At 30.1% G+C, this 18,105-nt stretch carries 17 protein-coding genes; 12 read left to right on the top strand and 5 right to left on the bottom strand.

Annotated features, from left to right (window positions below):
- Positions 1-64 precede the first annotated feature (64 nt).
- The gene (locus V3V28_RS11290; RefSeq protein ID WP_331365121.1) at positions 65-1,726 is read right to left on the bottom strand and encodes a SulP family inorganic anion transporter; all 1,662 of its coding nucleotides are present in this window, start codon (positions 1,724-1,726) and stop codon (positions 65-67) included.
- A 51-nt stretch (positions 1,727-1,777) separates the two neighbouring features.
- Positions 1,778-2,374: an NUDIX hydrolase gene (locus V3V28_RS11285; protein WP_331365120.1), complete on the bottom strand. Its 597-nt coding sequence runs from the start codon at positions 2,372-2,374 to the stop codon at positions 1,778-1,780.
- A 7-nt stretch (positions 2,375-2,381) separates the two neighbouring features.
- On the opposite strand from V3V28_RS11285, the gene pyrE reads away from it, so the two are divergent.
- Together pyrE and V3V28_RS11275 are read left to right on the top strand one after the other, a co-directional pair.
- Positions 2,382-3,023: an orotate phosphoribosyltransferase gene (gene pyrE / locus V3V28_RS11280; protein ID WP_331365119.1), complete on the top strand. Its 642-nt coding sequence runs from the start codon at positions 2,382-2,384 to the stop codon at positions 3,021-3,023.
- 17 nt (positions 3,024-3,040) lie between these two features.
- A complete protein-coding gene (locus tag V3V28_RS11275; RefSeq protein ID WP_331365118.1) occupies positions 3,041-3,430 on the top strand; it encodes an SRPBCC family protein in 390 nt (129 codons plus the stop codon).
- On the opposite strand, the gene V3V28_RS11270 is transcribed toward V3V28_RS11275, so the two are convergent.
- Positions 3,427-4,158 (bottom strand): biotin--[acetyl-CoA-carboxylase] ligase, encoded by a 732-nt coding sequence (locus V3V28_RS11270; RefSeq protein ID WP_331365117.1) that lies wholly within the window; start codon positions 4,156-4,158, stop codon positions 3,427-3,429. The two genes, V3V28_RS11275 and V3V28_RS11270, sit on opposite strands and share 4 nt — an antisense overlap.
- Before the next feature lie 87 nt (positions 4,159-4,245).
- On the opposite strand from V3V28_RS11270, the gene rsfS reads away from it, so the two are divergent.
- The 10 genes from rsfS to V3V28_RS11220 all read left to right on the top strand — a co-directional run bounded on the left by rsfS (position 4,246) and on the right by V3V28_RS11220 (position 14,497).
- Positions 4,246-4,614 carry a ribosome silencing factor gene (gene rsfS, locus V3V28_RS11265; RefSeq protein ID WP_331365116.1) on the top strand — a complete coding sequence of 123 codons (369 nt, stop codon included), beginning with the start codon at positions 4,246-4,248 and terminating at the stop codon, positions 4,612-4,614.
- Between the two features lie 22 nt (positions 4,615-4,636).
- The gene (gene ftsH, locus V3V28_RS11260; protein WP_331365115.1) at positions 4,637-6,628 is read left to right on the top strand and encodes an ATP-dependent zinc metalloprotease FtsH; all 1,992 of its coding nucleotides are present in this window, start codon (positions 4,637-4,639) and stop codon (positions 6,626-6,628) included.
- 22 nt (positions 6,629-6,650) lie between these two features.
- Positions 6,651-7,235: a hypothetical protein gene (locus tag V3V28_RS11255; protein WP_331365114.1), complete on the top strand. Its 585-nt coding sequence runs from the start codon at positions 6,651-6,653 to the stop codon at positions 7,233-7,235.
- 1 nt (position 7,236) lies between these two features.
- Positions 7,237-8,031, top strand: coding sequence for a phosphatidate cytidylyltransferase (locus V3V28_RS11250; RefSeq protein WP_331365113.1), 795 nt, complete (start codon positions 7,237-7,239; stop codon positions 8,029-8,031).
- A 3-nt stretch (positions 8,032-8,034) separates the two neighbouring features.
- Positions 8,035-8,691 carry a phosphatidylserine decarboxylase family protein gene (locus V3V28_RS11245; RefSeq protein ID WP_331365112.1) on the top strand — a complete coding sequence of 219 codons (657 nt, stop codon included), beginning with the start codon at positions 8,035-8,037 and terminating at the stop codon, positions 8,689-8,691.
- A 2-nt stretch (positions 8,692-8,693) separates the two neighbouring features.
- Entirely contained in the window at positions 8,694-8,963 is a 270-nt protein-coding gene (locus tag V3V28_RS11240; RefSeq protein ID WP_331365111.1) for an acyl-CoA-binding protein, read from the top strand.
- Position 8,964: 1 nt separating this feature from the next.
- Entirely contained in the window at positions 8,965-9,594 is a 630-nt protein-coding gene (locus V3V28_RS11235; protein ID WP_331365110.1) for a YceI family protein, read from the top strand.
- A 315-nt stretch (positions 9,595-9,909) separates the two neighbouring features.
- Entirely contained in the window at positions 9,910-13,731 is a 3,822-nt protein-coding gene (locus V3V28_RS11230; RefSeq protein WP_331365109.1) for a T9SS type A sorting domain-containing protein, read from the top strand.
- An 18-nt stretch (positions 13,732-13,749) separates the two neighbouring features.
- Entirely contained in the window at positions 13,750-13,920 is a 171-nt protein-coding gene (locus tag V3V28_RS11225) for a hypothetical protein (protein WP_331365108.1), read from the top strand.
- 103 nt (positions 13,921-14,023) lie between these two features.
- A complete protein-coding gene (locus V3V28_RS11220; RefSeq protein ID WP_331365107.1) occupies positions 14,024-14,497 on the top strand; it encodes a hypothetical protein in 474 nt (157 codons plus the stop codon).
- On the opposite strand, the gene V3V28_RS11215 is transcribed toward V3V28_RS11220, so the two are convergent.
- Positions 14,490-15,368 carry a TIGR01777 family oxidoreductase gene (locus tag V3V28_RS11215; RefSeq protein WP_331365106.1) on the bottom strand — a complete coding sequence of 293 codons (879 nt, stop codon included), beginning with the start codon at positions 15,366-15,368 and terminating at the stop codon, positions 14,490-14,492. The genes V3V28_RS11220 and V3V28_RS11215 overlap by 8 nt on opposite strands.
- Before the next feature lie 65 nt (positions 15,369-15,433).
- Positions 15,434-18,052 carry a zinc-dependent metalloprotease gene (locus V3V28_RS11210; RefSeq protein WP_331365105.1) on the bottom strand — a complete coding sequence of 873 codons (2,619 nt, stop codon included), beginning with the start codon at positions 18,050-18,052 and terminating at the stop codon, positions 15,434-15,436.
- Between the last annotated feature and the right edge of the window lie 53 nt (positions 18,053-18,105).

The raw sequence follows: 18,105 nt of genomic DNA, 5'->3' as shown, positions 1-18,105 counted from the left end.
TACAGATACAAAAAAAAGCTCAACTTTTAAAAGTTGAGCTTTTTTTTGTATCTGTAATTTAATTCTAAAATTTATACTCACCTAAAGGTTTAGGAAAGTCTTCAGGATTTGCGGCTAAGTGATAACGAGGATCATCGATATCTTCTTCAATAATATCAGTAAAAATAGGAGAAGCTTTATAAAGCAAAACTTTACAATCTTCACTTAAATGTTTTAAGGTAACTTTTTTACCAGCAGCTTGGTATTTTTCAACCAAAGCATAAATAGCCTCTATAGCAGAATGATCAGAAACACGTGCTTCTACAAAGTCAATTTCTACATTCTCAGGGTCTGTTTTAATATCAAATTTCTCATTAAAAGCAGAAATACTTCCAAAGAATAAAGGCCCCCAAATTTCGTAAATTTTTGTTCCATCTGTTTTAAAACGTTTTCTAGCTCTAATTTTCTTTGCATTTTCCCAAGCAAAAGCCAACGCAGAAATAATTACACCTACAAAAACTGCAATTGCTAAATCGAAAATTACGGTAACAGTAGAAACTACAATTAGTACAAAAGCATCCGATTTTGGTATTTTCTTTAAAATTCTAAAACTAGACCAAGCAAATGTTTCAATAACCATCATAAACATTACACCAATTAAAGCTGCAATTGGTACTTGTTCAATTAATTTATCAGTAAAAAGAATAAAAGTAAGTAAGGTTAACGCCATCATAATACCAGACAAACGTCCACGACCACCAGCGTTAATGTTAATTACGGTTTGTCCTATCATCCCGCAACCACCAGTTCCACCAAAAAGACCGCTTAAAATATTTCCTGCGCCTTGTGCAACACATTCTCTATTTCCGTTTCCTCTAGTTTCTGTTAATTCGTCAACTAAATTCATTGTCATTAAAGACTCTATTAAACCAACAGAAGCGGCTAAAAAGGCATACGGTAAAATGAACATTAACGTATCTAAATTAATTGGTAAGTTGCTCCAAAGATCTGTATTTGGTGTTGGGAACTCTCCTTTTAAACCCGTTCCACCACCTTCAATAATATAAGAACCAACTGTAGAAACTTCTAATCCAGAAAAAACTACAATTAAAGTAGTTACTAAAATTGCTGTTAAAGCTGCTGGAATTTTCTTTGTAATTTTTGGTAACAACCAAATAATGCCCATTGTTAAGACAACTAGACCTAACATAATATACAATTCTGTCCCATGCATAAAAGTACTTGTGTATCCTTTTACACCTTCGGCAGAAACTTCTAACGTTTTATGAGAAAACATTTTTACTTGTGCCCAAAAAATAACAATTGCCAAACCGTTTACAAAGCCCATCATTACAGAATGCGGAATTAAACGTACAAATTTTCCTATTTTTAAAACTCCTGCTAATATTTGTATGACTCCCATTAAAATTACACACGCCATTAAATAGAAAAAGCCCATATTATCTATTGGCGTATCAAACAACATTCCTTTTGTATGACCTTCTGCAATCATAGTTACAAAAATTACAGCAACTGCACCAGCAGCACCAGAAATTAAACCTGGTCTTCCACCAAAAACAGCTGTAATTAAACCAATAATAAAAGCACCAGAAAGCGCCATTAAAGGATCTATTTGTGCAACAAATGCAAACGCAACTACTTCAGGAATCATTGCTAATGAAACCGTAATACCCGATAAAACATCGTCTTTAGCGTTTGGAGTTATCTTTTTTATAAATTCAGTCATGTTTTTTGTGCCTTTTTGAAGTCGGCAAAGATAGTCCGTTTTTTTAGAAAATTAGGCTTCTTTGTAAGTATCGTACACTAATTTTATATTTGAATACGTGTTTTTTAATGCTATTTTTGCATTTTCATCATTTTTAAACAACACTTTAGTAATGCTTTCTTCTAGTTGAGGTGTTAATTCTTTATCATAATTAGAATCCATTAAAAACCAATAGGTTACTTTTAATTTATTTTCTTCGTGATAATAAATATGGTATGTAGTTACTAGTTCTTTAATAATTTTTAGATTAAAAATTCCGCATTCTTCTTCAACTTCTCTTATAGCTGCGGTTTCAATACTTTCATCTTTTTCAATTCGTCCTTTTGGCAAATCCCAAACATTATTTCTGTAAATAAAAAGGACTTTTTTTTTAGGATTTAAAACCAAACCACCTGCAGCAGGAACTACTTTTAATTTCGTTAAAAATAGAAGCCAATCATTCTCTAAATCGGTTGTGTATAAGTTAACACCATCTATATGCTTATTTCTTAATTTATGAATGATTTCATCAATAACAACATTCTTAAATTGATATACAGGAAAATTATTCTCTTTTTGTTGAGAAGATGTTACAATAATTGGGCTATCATTTACAAAAACTTTATACATTTGCGATATGATTTTGAACAAAGATACTGCAAAAAAAACTGCTGAACTTTTACTACAAGTAAAGGCGATAAAATTAAATTCTACAGAACCTTTTAAATGGGCATCTGGTTGGAATTCTCCTATTTACTGTGATAATAGAGTGACACTTTCTTATCCTCCAGTACGTGTTTTCTTAAAAGAAGAAATTGCAAAAATAGTAGAAAAAGAATATGGTAAACCAGATGTAATTGCTGGTGTTGCTACTGGTGCAATTGCAATTGGTATATTAGTTGCACAAGAATTAGGAGTACCTTTTATTTATGTGAGACCAGAACCAAAAAAACATGGTAGAAAAAACCAAATTGAAGGTCATTTAGAAAGCGGACAAAATGTTGTTGTAATAGAAGACTTAATAAGTACTGGTAAAAGTAGCTTAAATGCTGTAGAAGCAATTAAAGAAGCTGGAGGTGTTGTTAAAGGAATGGTTGCAATTTTTTCTTACGGTTTTGAAGTAGCAAAGGCTAACTTTAAAGAAAAAAACGTAAGTTTAACAACTTTAAGTAATTATGACAATTTGTTAGAGCAAGCTTTAGATAGTAGTTACATTTCTGAAAAGGAATTAAGTACTTTGGAAGAATGGCGTTCTAACCCAAGTGTTTGGAAACAATAATTTAATATTTTTATAAGATGAATATAGAAGGGAATAGCGTAGTAGTAAAGAAATCTCAAAAAGAAACGTTCGAGTTTTTAACTGATTTAAAAAACTTTGAACAATTGATGCCAGAATCTATTCAAAAATTTGAAGTAGATGGAGATTCTTTTATTTTTGGATTAAAAGGAATGCCAGAAATAAGACTAGTACTAAAAGATTCTACTGAATATTCTAACATAACTTTAGGTGCAGCAAGTAGTAAATTAGATTTTGAGTTGGTTGCAAACATTGAAGCAATAGATGATGCATCTAGTGAAGTTCAATTAGGTTTTAATGGTAAATTTAATATGATGATGGCAATGATGGTTAAAAAACCACTAACTAATTTTATTGAAACACTAACAGATAATTTAGAAAACGTTTAAAGAATAGCAACTTCTTTAATATCGAATTCTTTAATAAGATCATCTTCGAGTGTAATTTGAAGTCTACCTTCTTTTGAAACACCAGAAATCATACCCATAAATAAAACATTGTTACTATCTTTAAACATAGTAGGAATGTTTTTTTTATACAAAACATTTAGATAATCATTTTCTAAATGTTGAAATTGTTTATCATTTAAAAGCGTTATTCGTTCTTTAATTTTTGAAATTATTTTTGATAATAACGGATCTAAATCATATTCTTTTTCGGTCTCTTTTTTTAAGGAGCTTACGCTTTTAATGTGGTCAGGAAACTCAATTTGATTCACATTTAAGCCAATTCCTATGACTGAAGAATTTATTTTACTGCCTTTTATGCTATTTTCAATTAAAATTCCACATAATTTTTTGTTTTCTGACAGAATGTCGTTAGGCCATTTAATAGAAAGTTTCGGTAGATTTTCTGTAGAAATAGCATCAAAAATCCCTAAAGAAATGGCAAAATTTAAATGTTTTTTCTGATGAATTCCTAGGTTTTTAAACCTTGTAAAGACACTAAAGGTAAGGTTTTTAAAGGGTTTAGAAGCCCATGTGTTTTGTTGTTGACCACGACCATTTGTTTGGTTGCTTGTAACTGCAACGGTAAAGTTCTCTAACACAGAATTCTTGCCTAATTCTTTTAAAAAAGAATTGGTAGAGTCAATGGCATCAAGTTTGATTATTTTCAAGTGTTAAATAAACTGTAAACTAGTTCAATATTACACAAAATACTCGCAAAAAAATAATAACTTCGCACTAAATTAGAAAATAAATTAATGGCAAAGAAAACAGTCAATACAGACGATTTAATATCTGTAATAATAAAAGGAATTGATGATGTTAAAGGAGAAAATATTCAATTACTAGACTTAAGAGAAATAGAAAATACAGTTTGCGATTATTTTATAATCTGCTCGGGTGGTTCTAACACCCAAGTAAACGCAATTTCTGGTTCCGTACAAAAATTAGTAAGCAAAGAACTTAAAGACAAACCTTGGCATATTGAAGGGCAAGGGAATTCTGAATGGATTTTAATGGACTATGTAAACGTGGTTGTACACGTTTTTCAAAAGCACGTTAGAGAATTTTATGATATAGAAAGCCTTTGGGGAGATGCAAAAATTACTGAAATAAAACCAGTTTAAACTTTTTAGATTTTTATAACACATGAGTGATTCAAAAAAAGATAACAAATCTAGTGACCCTAAATTTAAGTTTAATGCTTATTGGATTTATGGTGCTATATTTTTAGTATTAATAGCAGTACAGTTTTTTAGTAGCGGAGATTTAGCAACTAAAAGCATTTCTAAAAATGAGTTTATTGAAGTTTTAGAGGATAATGATGTCTCTAAAATTCTAGTAGTTAATAATAATTTAGCTCAAATTTTTATTAAGGAAGAAGCTATCAAAAAAGAACGTTATCAAAAATTGGTGAACTCTACTTTTTATAGAAAAGGGTCCTCTATATATGAATACAACTTTGGAGATTTACAAAACTTCGAAAATGATGTTGAAAAAATTAGATTAGAAAAAAACTTAAGTTTCGATTTAAAAAATGAAAGCAGAACCAGTATGTTTGATACTATTATTGGTTTTTTACCTTTTATTATTTTAATTGGTATTTGGTTGTTTTTTATGAAAAGAATGTCTGGTGGCGGAAGCGGTGCTGGTGGCGGAGGTCAAATATTTAACATTGGTAAATCGAAAGCTAAATTATTTGATAAAGACACTAAAGTAAAAACAACTTTTGCAAATGTTGCAGGTTTAGAAGGTGCAAAAGAAGAAGTACAAGAAATTGTAGATTTCCTTAAAAACCCAGAAAAATATACATCTTTAGGAGGTAAAATTCCAAAAGGAGCCTTATTAGTTGGCCCTCCAGGAACTGGTAAAACTTTGTTAGCAAAAGCTGTTGCTGGTGAGGCAGGTGTTCCTTTTTTCTCATTATCTGGTTCAGATTTTGTTGAAATGTTTGTTGGAGTAGGGGCTTCTCGCGTTAGAGATTTATTTAAACAAGCTGCACAAAAATCGCCTTCTATTATTTTTATTGACGAGATTGATGCCATTGGTAGAGCTCGTGGAAAAAATAGTATGACTGGTGGAAATGACGAAAGAGAAAACACTTTAAATCAGTTATTAACTGAAATGGATGGTTTTGGTACAGACGTTAATGTAATTGTATTAGCTGCAACCAATAGAGCAGATGTTTTAGATAGTGCATTAATGCGTGCTGGACGTTTTGATAGACAGATTTATGTAGATTTGCCTAACATTAATGAAAGAAAAGAAATTTTTGAAGTGCATATTAAACCTTTAAAATTAGCAGATGATGTTAATATTGAGTTTTTAGCACAACAAACTCCTGGTTTTTCTGGAGCAGACATTGCTAATATGTGTAATGAATCTGCTTTAATTGCGGCTAGAACTGGTAAAAAAGCAATTCATCATCAAGATTTTTTAGACGCTGTAGATAGAATTGTAGGTGGTTTAGAAAAGAAAAATAAAGTAATTACACCAAAAGAAAAGAAAGTAATTGCTTTTCATGAAGCAGGTCATGCAACCGTAAGTTGGATGTTAGAACATGCTGCACCTTTGGTAAAAGTAACTATTGTACCAAGAGGGCAATCTTTAGGTGCTGCTTGGTATTTACCAGCTGAAAGGTTGATTGTACAAACAGAACAAATGCTAGACGAAATGTGTGCTACTTTAGGTGGTAGAGCTGCGGAAAAAATTATTTTTAATAAGATTTCTACAGGTGCATTAAGCGATTTAGAAAAAGTAACCAAACAAGCAAGAGCTATGGTTACTGTATATGGTTTAAATGAAGTAGTTGGTAATATTACGTATTATGACTCTTCAGGAAACGATGGTTTTGTAAAGCCTTATAGTGAGGATACAGCTAAAACAATTGACAAAGAAATATCTAAAATGATTGAAGCTCAATACCAAAGAGCTATAGAATTATTAGATAATAATAGAGATAAACTTACTATTTTAGCAGAGCTATTGTTAGAAAAAGAAGTTATTTTTAAGGATGATTTACTGAAAATATTTGGTAAGAGACCTTTTGATGAAGTAGAAGAGAAAATTGAAAAAAAAGTTGAGGAAAAAGTTGAAGAAGAAGTAAATATTCCCCCAGTAAGTAAAAAGACTGAAGAATAATTAAACATCTTTAATTTAAAGAATGAAGTTTTTTAAAAAGCTATTCAACATACCTATAAAGGAAGATAAGGAAATTCGAAAACAAGAAGTAGAATTGTCTTTAGATGATTTATTTGTACATAACTTTCTTGAAAAAGGGGGTAAGTTTTTATATTGTCTAAAAAAGGAGGAAGTTACTCTTAACCTAAAAAGGATTCTTGCAGAAAATAATTGGCAAGAAACTTTATTGTTAAACGACGATTTAACTGTGTTTCTTAATAAGAAAGAAATAAAAACTACAAAAGAACTTAAGTCTAATATTCCTGTATTAACAACGTGTGAGCATTTAATTGCAGATAGTGGAAATATCTTGTTTTCTTCTAATCAATTAAAAAGTAACAAATTACCTGTGTTTTCAGAAAACTTTATAGTGTATGCAACAACAAGTCAGTTGGTTAAAGATACAGGTGAAGGTTTAACTGGAATTAAAGTAAATAGCGATAAAAATTTACCAACCAATATTTCTTCAGTGAAAAATTATATTATAAATAAAAGTGATGATAATTTTTTAAACTATGGTAACAGTAATACAAAAAACTTATATTTGCTGCTATTAGAAGATTTATAATATGGGTAACCTTTTAAGAAGGAGTTTTTCAGGTATAATTTTTGTACTTATTTTTGTTTCATCTATTCTTGTTTCTAAAGAATCGTATATTGTTTTAACTTCATTATTTGCACTTTTAGGTATTTGGGAGTTTTCTAAAATGATAGATTTCAAAAGTTTTGTTTCCTATATTTTCTTCGGATTAGTATTGTTTCTAATGCTTAAAAGACCAGAAAGTTATGCTATTACAGGTGTTTTAATAATAACGATTTTGTCTTCTGTATTTTTAATTTATCAGTTATTTGCTAAAAAGGAAATACTATTTTTTAATGATAGATCTAAACTTGGTTTAACAATTAGGTATCTAATTTTTTCAATGAGTTTTTTAGTGCTATTGCCATTTTATAAAGGTGAATACAACCCATATTTAATGATTTGTATTTTAGTTTTAATTTGGGTAAATGATAGCTTTGCATTTCTTGTTGGAAAAAACATAGGGAAAACAAAATTATTTGTTTCAGTTTCACCTAAAAAAACAATTGAAGGTTTTGTTGGTGGAGTTGTTTTTGCAATAATTGCAGCATTTACAATTAGTAAATACAATACAGATTTTACACTTCTAAATTGGATTGTTATTGCCGTAATTGTTTCTGTAATTGGTACTATAGGAGATTTGGTAGAATCAAAGTTTAAAAGGCAAGCTAACATAAAAGATAGCGGAACAATTATGCCTGGTCATGGAGGGATTTTAGATAGACTAGATAGTTTATTGTTTGCAGCTCCGTTTGTATATATGTATATTAATTTTATTATTTAAGATATGATTCGTTTTCACAAAGAAGGGTATAAAATTATTGTAATTGCTTTTGTATTATCAATTGCAGGTATTTTATTAGCTGAAAAATTTATAGAGATTGGTTGGCTGTTAAAAGTTATTCAAGTTATAATTTTAGCTTTTTTAATTATAGTGCTTCAGTTTTTCAGAAACCCAAAGAGACTTACCAATTTAGACGCAAATACTATAATTGCACCTGTAGATGGTAAAGTTGTAGTTATTGAAGAAGTTGAAGAACCAGAATATTTTAAAGATAAAAGATTACAGGTTTCTATATTTATGTCGCCAATAAATGTGCATGTTACAAGATATGCAATGAGTGGAGTTATTAAATATAGTAAATACCATCCAGGTAAATATTTAGTTGCTTGGCATCCAAAAGCATCTACTGAAAACGAAAGAACAACTGTGGTTCTCAAAAACGAAGCAATAGGTGAAGTTTTGTACAGGCAAATTGCAGGCGCTTTAGCAAAAAGAATTGTAAATTATGCAAAGGAAGGTGATACTGTTGTGCAAGGAACAGACGCTGGTTTTATAAAATTTGGTTCTAGAGTAGACTTATACTTACCTTTAGGAACTAAATTAAATGTTAAGTTAGGTGATAAGGTAAAAGGTGGAGTGCAGGTAGTTGCAGAAAAATAATTATGGAAAGCGATTTAGACATAGCGTTTTATGAAGCCTTTGAAAAAATTTCTGAATTAAAAAAAGGAGTTGCACCAGATATGATGCTTCGGTTTTATGCTTTTTATAAACAAGCAAACTTTGGAAATAAGTCTTCTACAATTAACGACTCAAATGTAAGAAGTGCTTTTAAATTTAATGCTTGGGTACAGTTAAACGGAATGTCTCCTGAAGAAGCAAAAAAAGAATATATTGCATTAGCAAAAACAATATTAAACTCTAAAAAACAATAGTATGAAAAAAGTATTTATCATATCATTTTTATTATTAGTCGCTTTTAATTTTTCTTCATGTAAAACAGATACAAAAAAAGAGGATGTTAATAAAACTAGAACTAAAAAAGAAAAAAGTAATGCTGCTTTTTCTTTGAAAACTGCAAAAAATTTAATCAATTTTACTGCTTATAAAACGACAGAGAAAGTGCCTGTTGGTGGACAGTTTAAGAAAGTTGACATTCTTTCTGGCGGTGAAGGAAATTCAATTAAAGATGCAATAAATAACACAGAATTTTCAATTCCTGTAAGTAGTATTTTTACGAAAGATTCAAACAGAGATTTTAAAATTCAAAAAGCTTTTTTTGGTGTTATGAAGAACACAAAATTACTTTCAGGAAAATTAATGATAGAAAATGATTCTATTGGTTCTGCAAGTATTACAATGAATGGTGTTACAGATAAAATTCCTTTTACATATACAATTGTAGACAAAACGTTTTCTATGAAAGCAACTATGGATGTAAATAAATGGAATGCACAAACTGCATTAACTTCCTTAAATAAAACCTGTGAAGCTTTGCATTCTGGTGCAGATGGTGTTTCTAAAACATGGAATGATGTTGCTTTAGATATTACTTCTAAATTCTAAAGTTACTCTTAAAATAAATAAAAGATGGTGTGAAATTTATAATTTCACACCATTTTTTTTGCTTCAATAAATGGAAATTATTTGGTAATAAGTACTTTTTTGTTTTTAAAAGAGTGAAATAGAAAAAATATAATTAAAATAATAAGGTCTATAAAGCCTTTAAAATAAGCGGATTTTGAATAAAATATAAGGAGAATAAATATTTTTCAATATTTTTTTTATGATATTTGTATAAAAAAACTATATTTGGCTGTTGATTATTTATAAAAAATAACTTTTTGTAAGTAATTAATAAAACTTTTTAACCCCTAACTAATGACCCAAAAATTTTCCCCTGAATTTTTAAGGCATCTTATCGTCTTAACTATTATTTTTCAATCATTTAATCTCTTTTCACAAAATGTAGATATTACTGTTTCTGTTAGTTGGCCATCTTGGTCGTCAGAAAACAAAATTGAACTTTTAGGCCCAAGTAACGATGTTATTTTTACAATAGACAATGGTTATGATGGAAGAAATGTTACAGGAACATACACAGAATCAAAATCTACAAACCCAGACGTTGCAGTAAATAGTTCAACAACTACCGGATATTCTGTAAAAATGTATGACAGTTATGGAGATGGTTGGAATGGCAGTGGTACTGCAACCGTAAATGTAGATGGTGTCGATGTACTAAATTTAAATAGTTCTAATTTTGATGATATTACCAATTCTTCAAATACAGAAATAATTAAAGAAATTCATTTTGCTGTTAACCAAGTGGTTGTTTTAGACAATGCTTCTTTTAGCTATACAAAGGCCTCTTATTGTCAAATTGAATCAGATCCGACAGCAACAGTTACTGGAGAAGCTGGTGGAACTTTTACTTCTACTTCTGGTTTAATTATTAACAGTTCTTCTGGTTTAATAGATGTTTCTGCATCTACTTTAGGTAGTTATGTAGTGACATATACAACAACAGCACCAGATCAAAATAGTGCAACACAAAACATTACAATATCTAATGGAGACGTTGCTACTTTCGAATACACAAGATCTAAATCCGTGCAAGATAGTGCAGATTTAACACCAACCACTACAGGTGTTAGTGGAGCTTTTAGTTCTACAAGCGGGTTATCTATTAATTCATCTTCTGGTCTTATAGATGTTTCTAATTCTACTATTGGTGTTTATACAGTTTCATATACAACAACAACAGGAAGTTGTCCTAAAATTTACACTGATGAAGTAGAAATTTTAGCTCCTTTTCCTGGAGTATCCCAATATTTTAATTCAAGCAAAAAATATATAGAATATATTCCTGGAAATATGCCAGTAATTATCTCTGCTCCTCATGGAGGTGTTTTACAAGCTGGTAGTGAAGATTGCTGTTTAAGTAGCAGTACTTACCCACATACTGATAGTGATTTAAATATAAGAAATTGTGGTTCAGATGAAAGGGATGACAATACAGATATTTTAATAAGAGAAATTCAAAAAAGAAGTTATGAGCAATATGGTTTGTATCCTCATATCATAATAAATAACTTACATAGATCTAAATTAGACCCTAATAGAGATAGAGCAGAAGCAACATGTAACAGTACAGGTGCAGATAAATATTATGATGCTTTTCATAACTTCATAGATACAGCAAGTGCAGATGTAGATGCTAAATTTGGTAAAGGATTATATATAGATTTACATGGTCAAAGTCATTCAGTACCAAGAATTGAAGCTGGTTATAATTTACCAAGTAGTTCTTTTGATGAAAATTTAAATAATGCTGCAACAAATGCAGAGGAATTATCTAGAGTTACCATTAAAAATTTAATTGAAAATAATCTTCAGAATTTATCTTTTGAAGACCTAATAAGAGGTTCTCAAAGTTTAGGTGGACTTTTTCAAACTACGGGTGGAAGCGAATATTTAGCAATTTCAGGTAATACAACATGTAGTAAAACTGCTGGTTATAGAACAGTACCAAGTCATATATCTTCTGGGTCTAGTCAAGGTACTTGTGATGATACAAATCCAGGAAATAATGATTATTTCGCCGGAGACTATTATAATAATATTAGACATGGGTCTGGTAGTACTTCAAAATCTAATTCTATTGTTGGTGCTGGAGGAAATTTAAACGGTGGTGGTGGTACTATAGATGGTATTATGACTGAAGTGAATAGAAGAGTTAGGGATATTGGATCTGATTACTCTAGTTTTTCTTATCCTTACAATAGAACAGATGGAAGAACTGCAACTGTACCTCATTTCTCAAGAGATTATGGAACTGTAATAAAAACCTATATAGATCTTCATTATAATGATTTTTCTAAATTTACTTATGATGCAACTAGTTATTCAACAAAAGGAATTGATGTTACACCAACAATAAACGGAATTTCTGGCGGGACTTTTTCTAGCACATCTGGTTTGTCAATAAATACATCAACCGGAGAAATAGATGTTTCAAATTCTACAACAGGTACATATACAATATCTTATACAGCACCAAATGTTGGCGATTATTATAAGAAAGAAACAGAGATTACTATAAATAATGCTACTGTAACAAATGAGTTTACTGCTAATTCAGGAGATTGGTCTTTAACTACAAATTGGAGTTTAGCACGAATTCCACTTGCAATTGATAATGTGTCTATTCCTTTAGGAAAAACGGCTAATTTAAACTTAACAAATGTTTCAGTTATAGATGTAACTGTTGCAGGAGTTCTAAATGTAAATGCTGGAAAATCTCTAACATTAACCGGGAATTTAACAACTACTGGTACAACAAAAATTAAATCTGATGCAACAAGTAGTGGGTCATTGATTGTAGATGGAACTTCTACTGGAAATATTTCTTATGATAGATATATTAAAGACAATACTAATTGGTATTTAATTTCTAGTCCAGTTGAAAATCAAGATATAGATGTATTTGCAAATGCAAGTTCTTTAATTCTTGGAGCTGGAGAAAATAGAGGTTTAGGAGCATACAATAATGCAACACCAGGTTGGGATTATTATCAAAATGGTGCAACAACTTCTGGTGATTTTAATCTAGGAAAAGGATATACAATTCGCCTTTCTTCAGCAGAAAACACCACTTTTACTGGAAGTTTAAAAACGGATAATTCTCCTGCGGATGTTACTGTTGGTAGTAACGGTTGGAATTTAATAGGAAATCCTTATCCGTCTTTTATGAACCTAAATGATCCTGCAAATGCAACAAACAATGTTATAGATATTAATTTTACAAAATTACAATCTGGATTTAAAGCAATTTATTTTTGGGATTCAGCATCAACTTCATATAAACCTTTTAACAACGCTTCTAGTGCAAAATATCTTGCGCCAGGACAAGGTTATTTTGTAAGAGTAATTGCAGACGGAACTATTGCTATGAATGAAAATATGCAAAGTCATCAATCTGGTAATTTATTTGCTAGAAGTGGTTCTGATAGATTTGAGATAAAATTAAAAGTAAGTAACGGTACTTCTGAAAAAAGTACTGATATAAAATATATAAACGGAACAACCACAGGTTTAGATGATGGTTATGATGCCGGTTTATTTAATGGTAGTTCTAATTCATTTGCTTTATACACGCATTTAGTAACCGAAAATGATGGAATAAAATATGCACTACAGGCTTTGCCAGACAGTAATTTTAACGAAATGATTATTCCTATTGGAGTAAATGCTGTTGCAAATTCTGAAATAACTATTAATGCGGACGTTTTAAATATTCCTAATGGTTTAAAAGTATATCTAGAAGATAAAGATGTAAATACTTTTACAAGAATAGACGAGGCAAACACTTCTTATAAAGTTACATTAACTTCAGATTTAAATAGCGATGGACGTTTTTATATCCATACATCTTCGGGAGTTTTATCTGTTAAAAATGAAGAAATTGCAAGTAATTTAAATGTTTATAAAACTGATAATAGGACTCTTAAAATTACAGGATTAAAAGATGAAAAATCTTTGATTAAGTTATTTACAGTTTTAGGAAAAAAAGTATTTCACTTAGATATATCAAATCAAACTTCACAAGAAATTAAACTTCCTAGATTGTTATCAGGAGTATATTTAATACAATTAGAAACTAGTTCACAAAAAATAAGTAAAAAAATAATTTTAGAGTAACCCCTAACTTTAATAAAAATGAATTTACAAGAACAAACTAGTAAGGAAATTACTAGAAAAGAAGCCCTAAAAAAAATTGGTAATTATGGTAAATATGCAGCACTTACTGCTTTAGGTACTTATATTATTTTAAGTCCAGAGAAAGCGCAAGCATCTTCACCAGCAGATCCTGGAACAGGTTTTTTCTAAACAGAAGGTAAACTTTAAGTTTTAACCACTAACAAAATAGCTAGTACTTTTTACTAGTATAATAAATATTAAAAATTTTTACAAATCCCCTAAATTAAAAACAATGAAAACTATTAAAAATCAATTATTATTTGCAGTAATCTTAATCTGTACAATATCTATTAATGCCCAAGATAGATTAATGACATTAGGAGTGTACACAAAAGCATTAGTAGCAGAAAATATAGCAGAATATAAAGATGCGCCTATTATAGATAATAAAACTTTTACTTTTAACTACAAAGGAGGTGAAGTAATTGTTATTTTCAATGGAAAAAAACATATAGAATATTATAATAACTATAAGCATTATATTAAATCTTCAGTTAAATGGACTTCTCGTACAGAGTGTATAATAACGTTGCAAGATATTAATTTACCAGATTTTCCTTTTAAAGTAGGGACACATTTAAAAATGGAGATAACAAAAGTAAGAGGTAGAAATGTTTATTATAAATCAACACTTGGTGGAAGAACCTGGTTAGGTAAAATGAAAGAAGTAGACAGACAAGGGGAGAGTGTTATAGCCGCTAACTAAAAGTTTTTAGCGCTATAATTAGATTGGAAAATCGAAAAGAAAAACCTTTCTTTTCGATTTTTTTTATTGAAACTCTACTGCCTTCTAAAAGTATAACTGCCATTTCGCCAAAAAGTATTTTTAACAAAAATGATGGAACTCCTAAAGATATAAAAGGACGTTTTATTGCATTTGCTAATTCTTTAGAAAAAGATTTACTTGTATGATGTTCAGGAGCAACAGCATTGTAAATTCCTTCTAAATTATTCTCTATTGCGTAAATGTACATTTCGCACAAATCATCTATATGAATCCAAGGAATATATTGTTTTCCAGAACCTAAAGGAGAAACAATTGGTGTTCTCATTTTTTCTAATGCACCACCTTTTTTAGACAAAACAATACCAGTTCTTAAAATAGTAACAGGTATGTTTTCTTGTTGAAATTCAAAAGCAGCGTTTTCCCATTTTTCACACACAATACTTAAAAAATCATGTGAAGGTTTGTCTTTTTCTGTAAAAATTTTATCAGAAGTTATGGCTCCATATAAACCTGTTGCCGACGCAGAAATAAAACCTTTTAATTTAATTTTATATTGCTTCACTTTTTCTAAAAGAAGATTTGTAGTTTGTACACGACTGCTAATAATTACTTTTTTTCTGTCATTTGACCAGCGTTTATCTGCAATTCCTGCGCCAGCTAAATGAATGATATAGGTTAAGTTTTTAAACGCATTTTCATCAATATAATTATTTGAAACGTCCCATTTAAATTCATTTTTATTTTGTGGATTTCTACTTAAAATTACTACTTCGTAATTTTTTGCAATTAACAATTCTGTTAATTTACGTCCTACTAAACCTGTACCACCAGTAATTAAGATTTTTTCCATAATATCAAAGATAAAAAAAACCGCAATCGAAATGATTACGGTTTTAATAAATAAAATTTATAAGATTATTTTATTTCTTTCATAGTATTTGTAATTAATGTTTTCAAGTGATTTTTGTGTGCTTTTGTTGCAATATCACCAGAGTTATTACTTACCCAATTCTTTATGTTTTTAAGATTATAAATAGCCATAGATTTTGAAGCTACAGAATACCTGCTACTTGCTTTACCAGAAATTATACTAATTAACCCTTTTGTATAAGCAGCCTGTAAATTCTGACGGAATGAATTAACAGAACCATTTATATCTGCTTTAAACATTGTATTATTTATATCTGTCATAAAACTAGATAATTTATATTCGTTACCATACAATTCAGAATTTGAAATTCTCTGTAATGTATTAGGGTGTAGAATATGAGCTAAAACTCTAGTTTGGTAACTTAATACTTGTTCATGAATTTTAGGGTCTTCTGTTCCGCTAAAAAAGTTATAACCTCTTCTCTGTCTCGCTAAATAATTATAAACATCTTTTGGAGTATTAAAAGCATCCGGAGCAAAAACATATTTCTTTAATGCATTCATAGCTCTTTTTTGATCTGCTAAACTTACAGGTGTAAAAGGTTTAGTATTTGCGCTTTGTCCAGGTTTTGTTCTGTCTACATAAACTCCACCAATAAATCTAGAAATTACGCCAGCTGCAGTTGCAGATTGTCCGTTTAAAATATAATATGCTTGTCTTAATTGCATGTAAGATTCTCCTTTATTTGCAAAACGAGATTTAATATCCTTCATCATTTTATTAACCAATTCAATTCTATCAACAGAGTATCTAATTTGGTCGTTCGATAAATCGCCAATCATAACTCTTGGGTCAATTGCTTTTCCAGGAGAACGCATATCATCTGCGTCATTACCAAAAATTAATTCTGGTTTTGTAGATTGTGCTAATAAAGTATTTCTTTCTGTAGCAGCTTTAAAAGGCGTGTAACCAAATTGAATTGCCCAAACATCATAAGGACCAACTGCCATATCATAATATTGACCTTGTTTGCTTCTGTCTTTTGTTAAATTGATGCCTGCATAATCCATTACAGAACCTGTTAAAGCTTTTCCTTTAATAAAATTAGCATCTGCTAATTGTTCTGGCGAAAATAACTGACTTGCTTTCATATTATGGTTCAAACCTAACGTATGTCCAACTTCGTGCATAATTAAAGATTTCATTCCTTCTTTTTTCATGCCTTCCATTTCTAATTCAGAAGCTCCAGCAGCAGCTAAAACTGTTTGTCCGAATAAAGTGTTCTCATGCATTAAGTGTCCTTTAGAACAAAATAAATGATTGTCTTTATTTTTAAAGAAATTAACTTTTTCCTCATCTGCTGTTTCAATATTTAAACTTAAAGCAGAAGCATTATCAAAAACTCTATCATAATAAACTCTATTTGTAAAATGCACATATTCTAACATAATATCTGCACCTAAAATTTCACCAGTTCTTGGGTTTACAAAACTTGGTCCGTAACCACCAAATGGAGGATTCGGAGAAGAAGTCCAACGTAAAACATTGTAACGAACATCACCAGCATCCCAAGTTGCGTCATCTGGCTGTACTTTTACAACCATTGCATTGTTGAACCCTGCTTTTTCAAAAGCAACATTCCATGCAAGAACACCTTCTTTAATTGTTTCTATAAATTCTTTTGGAGTTGTATTTTCTATCCACCAAGTAATTGGAGTAACTGGGTCAGAAATTGCCGCTTCGGGGTTTTTCTTTACTAATTTCCATCTGTGAATAAAATCTCTGTAATTAACAGCTTCAGTAGAGGTCATATCGTTTGTTTCCGTTAAGAAATAACCAACTCTAGCATCATCTAATCTTGTCTTATAATCACTTTCTGGCATGTTCATAAACGTATGAAATACTTTTATAGAAACATTTCTTCCGTCAGTTACAGCTCTTCCTCCACCATTTAAAACAGAAGGGTTGCTATACACATATTCCGTTTTTACATTTGTATTCTCCGGATAGTTTTTAATTTCATTGATTTTAGATTTCTTTTTATCAAATCTTCCTAGGCTGAAAGCAAAAGGAGATTGACCAGGAAAACGAGGTCTTTTTACTCTTGTAAAAGTTTCAGATAAAAATAAACCATCAGCATCTATTAAATACTCACCGGTTTTATCGTCAGAAGCTAAAACTTTACCAGCTGCAATTACTGCATCACTGATGTTTGCTTCCGAAGATTTAGAGATTGCATTGTTTTTATCAAAAAAGAATGAAGTATTTGGGACCACAAATTCTAAACGGTTAAAGTATTTTTTAACGTGAAAAACTGAAGAACCTTGGTAAGCTCCTCTAAATTGGCCGGCTTCTACCACACCATCTGCAATTTGAGAGAAGTAAATAAAATCTTTATTTAGTTGGTCTTTCTTAACCAATAATTTTACAGAACCAGTTAAAGTGTCTTGATAAATAGTAAATAATCCTTCAATTTTTTTACTACTTTTAGTAAGTTCTTTTATAGTTTTACCTTTCTTCTTTGGTGTTTTCTTTACTTCTTTTTTTACTTCCTTCTTTTTCTTCTTCCAGAATTGTGCATTTGTTTCTTGTACACCTAAAAAAGCAAGTGCTAAAAACAAGGAGCATAAAATTCTAAATTTACTTGAATTTGTTGTCTTCATATTAGTTTTGAGTTAGTTAAAATAAGTTTGTGAAGTTAATTTTTCGCAGTCAT

This window comes from Polaribacter sp. (assembly GCF_036480315.1).
GTDB lineage: Bacteria > Bacteroidota > Bacteroidia > Flavobacteriales > Flavobacteriaceae > Polaribacter.
The sequence above is the reverse complement of the archived record's forward strand: the minus strand, read 5'-3'. Positions and strand labels throughout refer to the sequence as shown.

Coding starts and splice junctions, on each gene's coding strand:
- V3V28_RS11230 (WP_331365109.1), top strand. CDS start 9,910: ATGACCCAAAAATTTTCCCCTGAATTTTTAAGGCATCTTATCGTCTTA.
- V3V28_RS11290 (WP_331365121.1), bottom strand. CDS start 1,726: ATGACTGAATTTATAAAAAAGATAACTCCAAACGCTAAAGACGATGTT.
- V3V28_RS11240 (WP_331365111.1), top strand. CDS start 8,694: ATGGAAAGCGATTTAGACATAGCGTTTTATGAAGCCTTTGAAAAAATT.
- V3V28_RS11215 (WP_331365106.1), bottom strand. CDS start 15,368: ATGGAAAAAATCTTAATTACTGGTGGTACAGGTTTAGTAGGACGTAAA.
- rsfS (WP_331365116.1), top strand. CDS start 4,246: ATGGCAAAGAAAACAGTCAATACAGACGATTTAATATCTGTAATAATA.
- V3V28_RS11275 (WP_331365118.1), top strand. CDS start 3,041: ATGAATATAGAAGGGAATAGCGTAGTAGTAAAGAAATCTCAAAAAGAA.
- V3V28_RS11225 (WP_331365108.1), top strand. CDS start 13,750: ATGAATTTACAAGAACAAACTAGTAAGGAAATTACTAGAAAAGAAGCC.
- V3V28_RS11245 (WP_331365112.1), top strand. CDS start 8,035: ATGATTCGTTTTCACAAAGAAGGGTATAAAATTATTGTAATTGCTTTT.
- V3V28_RS11235 (WP_331365110.1), top strand. CDS start 8,965: ATGAAAAAAGTATTTATCATATCATTTTTATTATTAGTCGCTTTTAAT.
- V3V28_RS11255 (WP_331365114.1), top strand. CDS start 6,651: ATGAAGTTTTTTAAAAAGCTATTCAACATACCTATAAAGGAAGATAAG.
- V3V28_RS11220 (WP_331365107.1), top strand. CDS start 14,024: ATGAAAACTATTAAAAATCAATTATTATTTGCAGTAATCTTAATCTGT.
- pyrE (WP_331365119.1), top strand. CDS start 2,382: ATGATTTTGAACAAAGATACTGCAAAAAAAACTGCTGAACTTTTACTA.
- V3V28_RS11285 (WP_331365120.1), bottom strand. CDS start 2,374: ATGTATAAAGTTTTTGTAAATGATAGCCCAATTATTGTAACATCTTCT.
- V3V28_RS11210 (WP_331365105.1), bottom strand. CDS start 18,052: ATGAAGACAACAAATTCAAGTAAATTTAGAATTTTATGCTCCTTGTTT.
- ftsH (WP_331365115.1), top strand. CDS start 4,637: ATGAGTGATTCAAAAAAAGATAACAAATCTAGTGACCCTAAATTTAAG.
- V3V28_RS11250 (WP_331365113.1), top strand. CDS start 7,237: ATGGGTAACCTTTTAAGAAGGAGTTTTTCAGGTATAATTTTTGTACTT.